General features: G+C 71.3%; 11 protein-coding genes. 7 read left to right on the forward strand and 4 right to left on the reverse strand.

Annotated elements, in window-relative coordinates; all coding sequences use genetic code 11:
- Positions 1-5: 5 nt before the first annotated feature.
- Positions 6-1,112 carry a hypothetical protein gene (locus ACWCPW_RS21965; protein WP_449763276.1) on the reverse strand — a complete coding sequence of 369 codons (1,107 nt, stop codon included), beginning with the start codon at positions 1,110-1,112 and terminating at the stop codon, positions 6-8.
- Positions 1,113-1,114: 2 nt separating this feature from the next.
- Positions 1,115-2,200, reverse strand: a complete 1,086-nt coding sequence (locus ACWCPW_RS21970; RefSeq protein ID WP_449763277.1) for a hypothetical protein — start codon at positions 2,198-2,200, stop codon at positions 1,115-1,117.
- A gap of 581 nt (positions 2,201-2,781) precedes the next feature.
- On the opposite strand from ACWCPW_RS21970, the gene ACWCPW_RS21975 reads away from it, so the two are divergent.
- The 4 genes from ACWCPW_RS21975 to ACWCPW_RS21990 all read left to right on the forward strand — a co-directional run bounded on the left by ACWCPW_RS21975 (position 2,782) and on the right by ACWCPW_RS21990 (position 8,380).
- Positions 2,782-4,035, forward strand: a complete 1,254-nt coding sequence (locus ACWCPW_RS21975; RefSeq protein ID WP_449763278.1) for a methyltransferase domain-containing protein — start codon at positions 2,782-2,784, stop codon at positions 4,033-4,035.
- Between the two features lie 221 nt (positions 4,036-4,256).
- Positions 4,257-5,012, forward strand: coding sequence for a class I SAM-dependent methyltransferase (locus ACWCPW_RS21980; RefSeq protein WP_449763279.1), 756 nt, complete (start codon positions 4,257-4,259; stop codon positions 5,010-5,012).
- Between the two features lie 294 nt (positions 5,013-5,306).
- Positions 5,307-6,830 (forward strand): M1 family metallopeptidase, encoded by a 1,524-nt coding sequence (locus ACWCPW_RS21985; protein ID WP_449763280.1) that lies wholly within the window; start codon positions 5,307-5,309, stop codon positions 6,828-6,830.
- Positions 6,831-7,162: 332 nt separating this feature from the next.
- A complete protein-coding gene (locus ACWCPW_RS21990; RefSeq protein ID WP_449763361.1) occupies positions 7,163-8,380 on the forward strand; it encodes a PP2C family protein-serine/threonine phosphatase in 1,218 nt (405 codons plus the stop codon).
- A gap of 388 nt (positions 8,381-8,768) precedes the next feature.
- Here ACWCPW_RS21990 and ACWCPW_RS21995 read toward each other — a convergent pair whose 3' ends face one another.
- The gene (locus ACWCPW_RS21995) at positions 8,769-9,032 is read right to left on the reverse strand and encodes a hypothetical protein (RefSeq protein WP_449763281.1); all 264 of its coding nucleotides are present in this window, start codon (positions 9,030-9,032) and stop codon (positions 8,769-8,771) included.
- Between the two features lie 243 nt (positions 9,033-9,275).
- On the opposite strand from ACWCPW_RS21995, the gene ACWCPW_RS22000 reads away from it, so the two are divergent.
- Together ACWCPW_RS22000 and ACWCPW_RS22005 are read left to right on the forward strand one after the other, a co-directional pair.
- Positions 9,276-9,443, forward strand: a complete 168-nt coding sequence (locus ACWCPW_RS22000; RefSeq protein ID WP_449763282.1) for a hypothetical protein — start codon at positions 9,276-9,278, stop codon at positions 9,441-9,443.
- A 164-nt stretch (positions 9,444-9,607) separates the two neighbouring features.
- Positions 9,608-10,837: an FxsB family cyclophane-forming radical SAM/SPASM peptide maturase gene (locus tag ACWCPW_RS22005; RefSeq protein ID WP_449763283.1), complete on the forward strand. Its 1,230-nt coding sequence runs from the start codon at positions 9,608-9,610 to the stop codon at positions 10,835-10,837.
- Positions 10,838-10,851: 14 nt separating this feature from the next.
- On the opposite strand, the gene ACWCPW_RS22010 is transcribed toward ACWCPW_RS22005, so the two are convergent.
- A complete protein-coding gene (locus ACWCPW_RS22010; protein ID WP_449763284.1) occupies positions 10,852-11,898 on the reverse strand; it encodes an AraC family transcriptional regulator in 1,047 nt (348 codons plus the stop codon).
- A 208-nt stretch (positions 11,899-12,106) separates the two neighbouring features.
- Here ACWCPW_RS22010 and ACWCPW_RS22015 point away from each other — a divergent pair, with 208 nt between their 5' ends.
- Positions 12,107-12,976 carry an aminoglycoside N(3)-acetyltransferase gene (locus ACWCPW_RS22015; protein ID WP_449763285.1) on the forward strand — a complete coding sequence of 290 codons (870 nt, stop codon included), beginning with the start codon at positions 12,107-12,109 and terminating at the stop codon, positions 12,974-12,976.
- Positions 12,977-12,979 lie beyond the last annotated feature (3 nt).

Below are 12,979 nucleotides of genomic sequence, written 5' to 3' on the forward strand. Positions count from 1 at the left end.
GTCTCTCAGCCGAATCGCAGGATGCGTGGGGCGAAGGTGCCCTCGGGACCGTTGGCGCGGCCGACCGACCACACCGTCGCGGTGCCCGGCACCGGCGCCAGTCGCAACACCCACGAGTCACCCTCCCCGGCCACCGCCGGTTCGCTGTGCTCGGTGAACGACTGTCCGTTCCAGGCGAGGAAATCCGGCCCGGGGAGCAGCGGCGGATAACTGCCCGGCGGGCCCCACTTCTGCGAGCGGGCCACCGAGACCCAGGCAAGCGCGCCGGACGTCCCGGGCGCCAGCGAGTCGATCGAGCCGAAGTCGGTGGGCACGGCCACCCGGCTCCAGGCCTGCCCGTCCCAACGGACCAGCAGTGGCGGAATCGGCTTGCCCGGAGGGCCGCCGACGAACCCGGCGGTGCCACCCGCCCACACCTCCGTCGGCGAGACCGCCAGTACGCTGCCGACGGCCGACCGCGGGAACCCGTCCACGATCGTCTGCTGCCAGGCCTGCCCGTTCCAATGCGACACCGCCGCACCCGAGTCGGCGGCGCCCGCGGCCCAGACGTCGTCGGCCGCGAGGATGTGCAGGCCGTACACGAAGCCCGGCGGCACCGGTACGTCCCGCCAGCCGCGCCCGTCCCAGCGCAGCAAGACCTGCGCGCCGCCCCGCGAACCGATCAGCCAGGTCTCACCGCCGCCGGCGACGACTCTGGTCAAGGCGACGCCTCGCGGCGGTCGGCTCTCGAACCAGGCGGTGCCGTCGGAGCGGAGCAGCCGGGCGCCGCCCGCCGCGTCGCGGCCGACCGCCCAGATGGCGGTCGGCGAGGTCGCGGCGATGGACAGCAGTTCTCCCTGCCGGCCGACCCCGGGCAGGCTCCGGCGCTGCCACGCGGTTCCGTTCCAGCGCAGCACCAGCGGGAAGCCCGGCGCCTGGCGTCCGACGGCGTCGGTACCCACCGCCCACGCGTGGTCCGGTCCGAACGCCACGGCCTCGTTCAGCCCGGCCTGCGGGCGTACCTGCGCCGGGACCGGGACGTGTTGCCAGGACAGGTCTTCCGCCGAGGCCGAGGCCGAGGTCGTCAAGGTCATGGCGACAGCGAGGGCCGCGACGAGCAGTCGGCGTGCCATGGTCAGCCTCCCAGCCGCTCGCTCATCAGGTTCGGTTTCGAGCCGTAGATCTCGACGGTCCCCAAGGACAGCAGCGAGAACCCGGCGGTTGCCAGTGCACGCGGTTTGACGTCGATCGCGTTCGTGCGCACCGGGCCGTAGGAGAAGGTGGTGCGGGAGCCGCCCACCCGCGCGTACTTCGACTGGAACGCGCGGTCGCTGCGCACCGGCAACCACAGCGCACCGTCCGGGCCGCGCACCATGGCCCCGGTGTAGGTGTCGCCCAGTGGAGGGTAAGTGGTGTGCCAGGCCCGCCCGTTGCGGGTCATCAGGTAGGTGCGGGCCAGGCCGTCGGTGTACCGGCTGCCGCCGATCGTGACCCGGCCGGACGGTTCGAGCAGGATCGTGTGTACGTTGCTGTTCGGTGGCAGCGACACCTTCGCGTCCCGCCACACCGTGCCGTTCCAGCGCAGGATGGTGGTCCCGGTGTCGGTGTCCGCCCAGGCCCAGGCGTCGGTGGCGGTGCGCGCGGTGATCCCCATCAGGAACAACACACCGTCCGGGGTGGATTGTGCGGTCCAGCCGGATCCGTCGTAGTGCAACACCTTCAGCCCGGTGTCGTCCTCGCCGACCACCCACGCGGCACCGGGTACCGCGGTGAAGTCCTGGTAGGTCCACAGGGTTTGCGGCAGCGGGACGGTACTCCATCCTCCCGACCCTCCGGGCCCTCCCGCCGACCGGCGCAGGATCTCCCCCGCTCCCGCGTGGTTGCGGAGGATCCACACCTCCTCGCCGACGAGCTGGACCTTGCCGAGCCAACCCGGTTCACCGGCGCCGGGGAAGGTGGTGTCCCGGCTCCACGCCGTGCCGTCCCACCGGTACAACATCGGCCGCGGTCCATCGGCGGTCTGCTCGTACCCGGTCGCCCACGCCTCGCCCGGCCCGCGGGCGGCGAGATCGGACACGGTCACCGGCGGGGCGGCGGCCGGTATCGGCAGCGCCGACCAACTCGGCGCCACGGCCGCGGCCGGCGACGCCACCGCAGCCGGCGACACCGCTGCGGCACACGTGATCACAAGGCAGACGAGGAGCGCACGGAGACCGTTCACGAGACCTCCCGAGAACGCGAAGGTCGCTCAGCCTATGCGCGCTCTTCCACTCGTGAACAGGCGGCATACGGCCAATCTCCGGGACAAAGTCGGCGCGTCGGCACGGGACATCAGCGCTCGCGTTCACGGGTTCGGCGCGAACGGGTGGGCCGGCGGGGTCCGTTGGTTCGGTTCTGCGCCACGCACATGACGTGGGCACCGGGCGGGCGGCCCCGGCTCGGTTACGGATAGAGCGCGCAGGCGCGAGGGATCCGCTTCCGTTTGGGGTTTCATGGTCATCTGCGGTAATCGTCACGCCGTCCGCGCGAAATGGCCACCGTGTGCGGGCCGGGGTCGACCTCGACCGCGACCTTGTCCGGGAGGCCGAGCGACGCCTTCCCCGGTGGGAGGAGTTCACCCGCTTTGGGGATTTCGTGTTCGGTGTGCGTCCGGCTACGGTGGGTGGTGTCATCGGTTCTGCACGAGGGGGCGACGGTGCCCGGACGTCATCGTGGTGGGGGCGATCCGATCGAGGGCGACGGTCAGCAGCCCGGGAGGCCGGTCCCTCCGCCGGAGCCGAACCCGCCCGCCCCACCGGAGAAATGAGCACACCTCCCGGCGTCGATGCCCCCGGCGCCGCCTCCTCGACCGGCGCCGTGATCGTGCCCGGTGCCGACGCTCTGGCGGCCGAGTTGGCCGCGGGTGATTGGCTCACGCCGGACTGGGTCGATGCGTGGAACCGGGTGGACCGTGAGGCGTTCGTACCCGACCGGGTCTGGGTCCCGGCACCCGACGGCTACCACCGCCTGGATCGCAACTCCGACCCCGCACGCTGGCGCACCCTCGTCCACACCGACACCGCGTTGATCACCCAGGTCGAGGACGGCACCCGCGCGCCGGAGTTCTCGCTGCGCCCGACCAGCAGCGCGAGCATGCCGCGCATGGTCGCCTCCATGCTCGCCCACCTCGACGTACGCGAGGGACAGCGGGTCCTGGAGATCGGTACCGGGGTCGGCATCAGCGCCGCGCTGCTCGCCACCCGACTCGGCGACGACGCGGTCGTGTCGATCGAACTCGACCCCGCCGTCGCCGCCGACGCCCGCGCCGCACTGCACCGCGCGGGACACCACCCCCACCTGGCGGTCGGCGACGGTACCTGCGGCAGCACCGAACACGCCCCGTACGACCGGCTGTTGTCGACCTTCTCCGTCCACACGATCCCGCACGCGTGGATCACCCAGACACGCCCCGGGGGTCGGATCGTCACCCCGTGGGGGAGTGCCCTGTACAACGGCGTGCTGCTCGTACTGGACGTCGACAAGGACACCGATACCGACGCCGACGGCGGCCCGCGCGCGTCGGGACCGGTGGTGGGCGACGCCGCGTTCATGTGGGAGCGCGGTCAGGGCGTGCGCGGCGCCGTCATGGACACCGTCCGCGAAGAGGACCCCGGCACACCCGGTACCACCACCCTCGACCCCCGGCTTCTGATCGACGACCGCGACGCCGCCTTCTGCACCGGCGTGTTCGTCCCCGGGGCGCGCCGCTCGGTCGGCCGTCCCCCGGGCACGGCGCCGCACGACGGCGAGTTCACCTTGTGGCTGGTCGATGCGGACACCCGCTCGTGGGCCTGCGTCGACCACACCCCGGGCGCGGACGTGTCCGCGACGGCGGCACACGGCCCCCGCCCGATCCTCGCCGAGGTCGAGGCCGCGCTCACGTGGTGGAACGACCACGGCCGCCCCGAACGCACCCGCTTCGGTCTCACCGCCACTCCCCACGGACAGACCCCGTGGCTGGACGACCCCTCGAACGCCCTCCCCATCGCCAAGTCCCGCTCCGACCCGCGCCCTTGAACCACCCCGCGCCCACCTCGGGGTCGAAGCGCAGCCCGGGGCATCGTCGTTGCCCCTGCGTCCCTGCGTCCCTGCGTCCCTGCGTCCCCGCCCCGTGCCCCGGGCGCGCTCGCGGCCCAGGCGCGGGCCGACGCCCGTGCGAGGTCGTTGTTCGCGCGCCGGGTGCGCCGTATTCCCCTGGTAAACGGCGGCCGTTGCGGGCAGCATGCGGTGGCATGGACATGCGTGAGCTTGCTCGCCGGGGGTTCGGGTCCGGCGCCGATCGCTACCACCGGGCCCGGCCCGCGTACCGTCCCGAGGTGGTCCCCTATCTCCGTGACGCGGTCGGCCTCGGTCCCGGCCGCGAGGTGCTCGACCTCGCCGCCGGGACCGGCCGGATGACCGCCGAACTGGTCGCGCTGGGCGCCGGCGTCACCGCGGTCGAGCCGTCCGAGGCGATGCGGGCCGCCTTCGCCGCGGCACTCCCCGAGGTCCCGCTGCACAGCGGCACCGCCGAGGAAATCCCTTTCCCCGACGAGTCGTTCGACACGGTCGTGGTCGCGCAGGCGTTCCACTGGTTCGACGGCCCCGCCGCACTGCGCGAGATCGCCCGCGTGCTGCGCCCGGGCGGCGGCCTGGCGCTGGTGTGGAACGAGCGCGACGAGTCGGACGCGGAGGCGCTCGCGCTGAGCGCGGTCACCGAGTGGAAGGAGTTCCAGCCCTACGAGGTCGGCCGCGACTTCCGCACCGACCTCGACGCCTCGGGCCATTACGTCCCCGCGGTGCGCCGCGGCTTCCACTGGACCGAGACGCTCACCCACGCGCAACTCGCCGACCGCATCGCGACACTCAGCTACGTCAACGCGATGCCCGAGGCCGAGCACGAGGCCTTCTTCGCACGACTGCGCGAACACCTGGCCGCACGCCCCGACCCGATGGACATCCCGTACGTGACCGACACCTTCGTCACGCACAGGCACACCGCCCGACGCGCCTGACATCGTGATCGCCGCGTCGACGGGCGCGAGTTCGAACGCCCGCGTCAGTCGAAGTCTGTCGAAGTCAGTCGAGGTCGTCCGGGTGGAAGTCTCCCGAGACGCGGGCGGCCGGCGGCGTGTGACGTCGAAGGGGGCCTGAGGGGTGATCGCGCGGAGGTGCGTCACGGGGGTGCGGCGCCGTCATTTCGGCTCGCTTTCGTCTCATGAACCTTTGTTCGTTCGGGCGCAGGGCGGGATCCGTTGGGACAAGGATCGATCCGACCCGTTTTCCCAGTGACCCTGTGGAGGACCACTGTGCGCAAGAGGCTGATCGTCTCTGCCGCTGCCGGCGCGTTCGCCCTGCTCCTGTCCGTCCCCGCCTCCGCCGCCAACGTCGGCCCGGGAGCGGCAGGCATCGGCGACCCCTATTACCCGTACGCCGGCAACGGCGGCTATGACGTCTCGCACTACGACATCCGGCTCAAGTACCAGCCCGCCACCGACGAGTTAGAGGGCACCACCACCATCCTGGCCACCGCCGGCCAGGACCTCACCCGCTTCAACCTCGACTTCGTGCTCGAGGTGAAGGAGGTGCTGGTCAACGGCCGCACCGCCAGGTTCGCCGCCACCGGTGAGCATGAGCTGGAGATCACTCCGGCCCGGGTGATCGCCAAGGGCAGCCCGATCACCGTCGTCGTCCGCTACGCCGACAAGCCCGGTGAGGTCGAACGCGCAGGCCAATCGGCCTGGCTGCGCACTCCCGACGGCGGCGTCGCCGCCAACGAGCCGGAGGGCTCGGCCTGGTGGTACCCGAGCAACGACCACCCGACCGACAAGGCCACCTTCGACGTCTCCGTGCTGGTGCCCGACGGCACCCAGGTGGTCAGCAACGGCACCTCGACCCGCAGCTCGCGGGCCGGCTGGACCCGCTACAACTACCGGCAGACCAAGCCGCAGGCCACCTACCTGGCCACGCTGGCGATCGGCAGGTTCGACATCCGCACCGACACCACCCCGGGCGGGCTGCCCGTGATCACCGCGTACAGCAACGACCTCGGCGACAACGCCGGTGCGGCGCGGGCCAGTGTCGAGCGGACCGGCGAGTTGGTCGACTGGCTGAGTGGCTACTTCGGCGCGTACCCGTTCGGTACGGTCGGCGGCTATGTGCCCAACGTGCCCACCGGGTACGCGCTGGAGACCCAGGGCCAGATCTTCTACAGCCCCGCGCAGTTCGCCCGGGGCTCCAACACCTCCGTCGTGGTGCACGAGTTGGCCCACCAGTGGTACGGGGACAGCGTGTCCGTGCAGCGCTGGAGCGACATCTGGCTCAACGAGGGCTTCGCCCGGTATTCGCAGTGGCTGTGGTCCGAGCACGAGAACGAGGGCACGGCCCAGGAGTTGGCCGATTACGTCTACAATCTCTACCCGGCCGACCACGCGTTCTGGACCGTCAAGCCCGGCGACCCGGGCGCGGACCACCAGTTCGACATCGCGGTCTACGACCGGGGCGCGGTGGCGGTGCAGGCGCTGCGCAACGCCGTCGGGGACGAGAAGTTCTTCCGGATCCTGAAGGGGTGGCCGACCGAGCGCAAGTACGGCAACGCCACCATCCAGGAGTTCCAGGCGTTCGCGGAGCGGATCTCCGGCAAGCCGCTGGGCGAGCTGTTGAACACCTGGCTGTTCACTGCGGCGAAGCCGGCGGCGGGATCGGCCGGAGTAGCGGCGCCGAGTGCGGCGAAGTCGCGTCCGGCGCCGAGCGCCACGGCGGATGTGCTGCCGGAACCGAAGTCCTGGAAGAAGATCCAGGAGACCAACACGGTGCACGAACACAAGGATTGATGATGCGTCCGAGGTGAACTCCCGAACGGCCCGGTCATCCGCACGTGAGCGGACGGCCGGGCCGTTCGGCGTGCTCGGCGCGCAGCGGCCGGGCCGCCGGTGTGGGCCGACTCCTTCACGCCGTCAGGGAATCGTTCCTTCGCGAGGAGGACGTGGACGGACGGGCGAATCGCGCGTTCGACGGCCGGGACGATCTCGACGATGGAGCTCTCGGGGTCGAGGATCGTGCCGGAGGCGATGTCGGGTGCGTCGACCTCCCGCCCGGAAATCGACGGCTGATAGGGGCTGAGGTGAGGGAGGACGGGATCGGTGTGAAACTGGGCACGGAAGGGGTGATCCCCGTGTCGGACACACCGCACGCGTTCTCCGGCCCCGACACCGCCGTCGACGAGCATCGGCTGGAAGAGCTGATCCTCGAGGCGCAGACGGCCCTGCCGGTAGAACTGCCCGCCTTGGCGATCCGATGCGCCCGCGCCCTCGGCCTGAATACCGCGCTGATCTACCTTGTCGACCTGCAACAGCAACTGCTCATCCCCCTCGACGAGGCCCTGGAGCCGCTGCCGGTGGACGGCTCGACGGCCGGTTGGGCCTACCGCGCGGTTTCCCCGCGGGTGGCCGAGGACGACGACGGCCTGATCCTGTGGGTGCCTCTGGTCGACGGCGCGGAGCGGCTGGGCGTGCTGGCGGTGCGGACCGCCTCGCTCGACGGGGTGCTGATGCGCCGCAGTCGGATGCTGGCCCATCTGTTCGCCATGCTGATCACGTCCAAGCGCGCCTACAGCGACTGGCTCGCCGCCCGTACCCGCACCGCAACCATGCGGTTGCCCGCCGAGATGCTGCGAGCCTTCCTGCCACCCCGCACCATCGGCAGCGCCCGGTGCGTATCGACCGCGGTCCTGGAACCGGCGTACGACGTCGCGGGCGACGCCTTCGACCACTCGGTGGTCAAGAACATCCTGCACACCATGATCCTCGACGCCATGGGTCACGATCTGACCGCCGGCCTGACCACGTCGGTCGCCATGGCCGCGGCGCGCAACGCCCGCCGGGGCGGCGCCGACCTGGCCGATGTGGTCGGCTCCGTCGACCAGGCGCTCGCCCAGTGGCTGCCCGACCATTTCTGCACCGGTGTGTTGTGTCGGCTCGACGCCGAGACCGGGGTGCTGCGCTGGGTCAACTGCGGTCACCCCCCGCCGCTGCTGATCCGTGCCGAGCGGGTGCTCGACCGGGCGCTGGACAGCCCCCCACAGCCTCCGATAGGCCTGGCCGGCCCGCTCGCCCCGGCGGCCTGGCAGGTCCACGAGGCGACCCTGGAACCGGGCGATTGCGTCCTGCTCTACACCGACGGTGTCGTGGAGGCTCGGGACGCGGACGGCGCGGAATTCGGCCTCGACCGGTTCACCGACTTCATCATCCGCTCCTCCTCCGCCGGACAGCGCCCGGCGGAGGTGCTGCGCCTGCTCATCCACGCCATCCTCGACTACCAGCGCAACCAATTGCGGGACGACGTGACCATCCTGCTCTTCGAATGGAGCCCGCAGCGCCGGTGACGCGGCGCCGCGCCGAGCCTCGCGCTGTTCGTGGTCCGTCTTCGGCCGGGTCGGACACTCGCAAGTCGGATGACGTTCCGGGCGCGACGCGACACGAAGAGCGACGAAGAGCGACGAGTGACGACGAGCGGCGAGCGACGACGAGCGACGTCGAGAGGTCGGCACGGGTTGGACGCGTGGGCCTCGCCTCGTACGGTGCCGCGCGCTCGTGTGGTCTGCGCCGTCCGGGTGAAGCCCCGTTCCGGCCGGGGAGCGGCGCGCACGCCCCCGAGCGTCCGCGCGGAGCACTCGGGCGCGCGCCCGAGGACCGGCTACCGCGCCACCGACCCGGTTCGCCGTCGCGTAGCCGCGAGGGCCGCGACGAGTGTGCCGTCACCTGCGGGGCGCCTCACCCTTCGCATGCCTCGATCACGTCGCCGCGAAGACAGGCAATGCCCTTGATCATGGCGTGCGGCGACGGGCCGCCTTCCGCGTCCGCTCCCGCGTCCGCCGCGGCGAAACCGAGTTGGATCACCGCCTCGCCCAGGAGACTCGCGTCGCGACTCACTCTGACCCGTTGTCCCCGGGTGAACCGTCCGTGCTCGACGGTCATGAAGACCGCGGAATCGCCGTTCGAGAAGGCGAACGAGTCCGTCACCACTGCTCGCGTCATGGTGTCCTCATCTCCCTCGGCCGCGGACCGATCGGCGGGGTCGCGCGAACGGCCTTCGACACGCGACAACGGAGCCTACCCAAGGGCCGCCCGGATCGGGGTCCCGGCCTCCGGGGGCGGGTGGGGGGTGTGGGAGCGCGGTGGTCGGGTCCGATCGCGCGAGTTCCTTTCGCGATCGGAGCCGGCGGAGATTCGTTTTCCTAACCTGGGGTCGCCCCACCGGATCGAACACAGGAGCCATTCGTGAACCCCGTGAACTCGACGCCCATCATCACCGATTCCCCGGCCACCCCCGCCGCGTTCGACCGCACCGGCGAATCCCCGCTGGCCATGGCGCTGCGTCGGGTCGCCGCCGAGTCCGAGGCGAGCGGTCCGCGCATCGGCTACAACAGCTTCGTCGGCGGCGAGTAGCAGTCGCCCTCGACCGCCCGGCACGTGACGCCGGGCGGTCGACGCAACGGCTGATGCCCCGGCGGACCTCGGACACCCCCGAGGTCCGCCGGACCCGGCCGGGAACACCCCCACCCGCACGGATCGCGCCGGTGCAATCCTCGGAACCACCCGGAGCAGACACTGTGGTCAACCTCGAAGCCCCCGTACGCAGACCGGCGGAATGGCCGGCCGACCTGCTCGATCCCGACAGCCTGGGCACGATGTGGCAGCCGGTGCCGTTCACCCACTTCGTGGTGAAAATGCACAGTCGCTGCAACCTCGCGTGCGACTACTGCTACCTGTACGAGATGGGCGACGAATCCTGGCGATCGAGCGCCAAGACGATGTCGACGGAGGTCGTGGACCGCACCGCCGCCCGTATCGGCGAGCACGTGCGCGCCCACGGGCAGGAGCGCGTGCAGTTGATCGTGCACGGCGGCGAGCCGCTGCTCGCGGGGCCGGCCCTGATCACGCGGATGGCCGAGGCCGTGCGCCGCGAGGTGCCGGCGAGCACGCACGTCTCCTTCGGCGTGCAGACCAACGGTCTGCTCCTGAACGACCGCATGCTCGACACCCTGCACGCACTCGATTTCCGGGTCGGCGTGAGTGTCGACGGCGGCGAACTCGCCAACGACCGCCATCGGCGCTTCGCCGACGGGCGGGGGAGCCATGCGGCGGTGACCGAGGCGGTCGCCAGGCTGCGGGATCCGTCGCGACCGGGATTGTTCGGCGGGCTGCTGTGCGTCATCGACGTGGCGAACGATCCGGTCGAGGTGTACGAGTCGCTGTTGACGCACGAGCCGCCGATGCTCGACTTCGTGCTGCCGCACGGGAACTGGACGTCCCCGCCGCCACTTCGTGAGGAGGGGTCGAGCCGCACACCCTACGGCGACTGGATCGTGCGGGCCTTCGATCGCTGGTACGACGCACCGCGCCAGGAGACCCGGGTCAAGCTGTTCGAGGATCTGCTGAGTCTGGTGCTCGGCGGCCACACCCGGTCCGAGCAGGTGGGGATCGGACCCGCGACCACCGTCACGATCGACACCGACGGTGGGATCGAGCAGGTGGACACGATCAAGTCGGCGTTCGACGGCGCGGCGGCCACGGGATTGTCGGTGCTCACCGACCCGCTGGACGCGGCGCTGCGACACCCGGCGGTGGTTGCTCGCCAGATCGGGATCGAGGGCCTGTCGCCGACGTGTCGCTCATGCGCGATCCGCAATGTCTGCGGTGGTGGATTCTTCATCCACCGCTATCGCGCGGGCAGCGGGTTCCTCAATCCCACGGTGTTCTGCCCGGACATGAAGCGGGTGATCGCGCATGTGCGGACCAGGATCGCCAAGGACCTGGCGAGCGCGCCGCCGGGTGGGTGAGGACACGCCGTGACTCATCGGGGTGGCGCGGGACGGTGCGGATCCGTCACGCGCCCGCCGATGGTCTGTGAGGGAGGCCGGTGATAGGTGGCCCGGTAGTGGGCGGCGAAGTGTCGGCGCTCCGGGAAACCCCACGCGGCGGCGACCCCGGTGACGGTGCCGCTTGCCCGGCCCTGGGCCACGGCCACGAGGTCGGCGTGCGCGCCGGCCAGGCGGATTCGGCGCAGGTGACCCATCGGGGTGGTTTCCAGGTGGACGCGGAACTGTTCCTGAAGGGTGCGCACACTCACCCGGGCGGCAGCGGCGATATCCGCGACCGAGATCGGCATCCCGGCGTGTGCCTCGCAGTACGCGAGGGCGCGTTGTAGCGGGCCGGTGCCCCGGACCGGGGCCGAGCGCCGGATCGGTTCGGAGAGGCGATGCGGTTGGGTGGCCAACAGGCCGTGCACGAGTGCCAGTTCGAAGTGTGCGACGGCCAAGGGGGATTCGGCGAACAACCCGTTGCCGGCCTCCTCGGCGAACTGTCGGGCGACCCGCAGCCAGGTGCGTGCCTCGGGGACGCGAGGGTCGAACGTGGCCTGGAAACCGAGCGATTCGTCGGTGGCCTCGCCGATCTGGTCGCGCACCGCTCGAGCCACCACCTGCCGGGGGATGCAGAGCATTCGGGTGGCGGTGTCGGCGTCCCAGCGGGCGACCACGACCTGTCCGGGGTTGACCACGCTCGGGGAGAACGGCTGCATGCCGCCTTCGATGTTGAGGGAGGCCCGCCCGCGGTGTTCGAGGCGAATGATGTAGACATCGGGTGGCTCGGCGGGACTGATCACCACGTCGGTGCCGTAGCTGAGGTCGTACGCCTTCACCGCTCCCTGGTGCAGTACGCGAAAGCGAGCGTCCAGCGGCCTGCGGCCCACCACCTCCATCGCGTGGCGGGTGAAGTGGGCGTCGAGCAAAGGGTGCAGCAGCGACTGGTCACCGCCCCGGTAGAGCTCGTGCCCCTTCGCGGAAGCGGGTACGACCGCCTCGGTTCTCGCGTCGAGGTACGCGGCATCGGAATGGGCCACCTTGCTCTCCTCCGCCGGTTCGCGTGCACGCGTGGCGCGGGATGGGGGACCCCGCGGCCACATTCGCTCCGATTCTCAGGCGCGACACGTGCCTGAGGCGAGGCCGAGGACCGCACCTGATCAGCCAATTCGCGCGGTTCGGCGGAGCCGACCCGCCACGCGCCACGAACGGCGCGCCACGCCGAGCCGATTCCCCGGAGAGGCAGCAGTGTTCGCCACATCGACCTCCGACGGGTCCTGGTACACCGACTCGACACCGCACCGTGCCGAGACGGCCCGGGTCGTCGAACTCGCCCGAGACCTGACCGAGTTGGGCCTGCGACCGGGCGACACGGTGATGGTGCACAGTTCCTTGCGCGCCGTGCGCGGTCGAGGCCGACCCGGGGCCGAGTCGCGGGATCTCCGCTCGGCGTTCCGGGCCGTGCTCGGAGTCGACGGAACCCTGGTGGTGCCCGCGTACACGCCGGAGAACTCGATCACCTCCCAGGCGTTCGCCGACGCGACCGCCGGCCGGACGGTCGAGGAGTTGGCCGACCATCTGCACCGGCCGTTGGACCCGCACGCGTCGGTGTCGACGGCGGTGGGCGCGTTCGCCGAGTCCATTCGTGCCGACCGCGGGGCGCTGCGCAGCGAACATCCGCTGGCCTCGGTCGTGGCCTTGGGCGGCCGGGCCGAAGAGGTCACCCGAGGCCACGGGAGAACGCATTTCGGCCCGGATTCACCGATGGGCCGGTTGTACGACACGCGGGCCGGGGTGCTCGCGATCGGCGTCGGGTGGGGCGTCGTTTCCGTGGCCCACCTGGCGGAATACCGACACCCCCACCGGTCGCAGCGCCGCTACACCTGCAAGATCGCCGCCTCGGGCGGGAGCGCGTGGTTCTCCTTTCCCGACGTGGCACTGAGCGACCACGACTTTCCGGAGCTGGGACGGGACTTCGAGGAGCGGCATCCCGAGGCGATCACTCGCGGTCGGGTGGGCGCGGCGCACGCCTTCCTGGTACCGGTCCGGCCGTATGTGGACTTCGCGACCGCCTGGATGGGCGTCCATCGCGCACCGACGCCGGGCGCCGGCGGCTAGCGG

This window comes from Embleya sp. NPDC001921 (assembly GCF_053594475.1).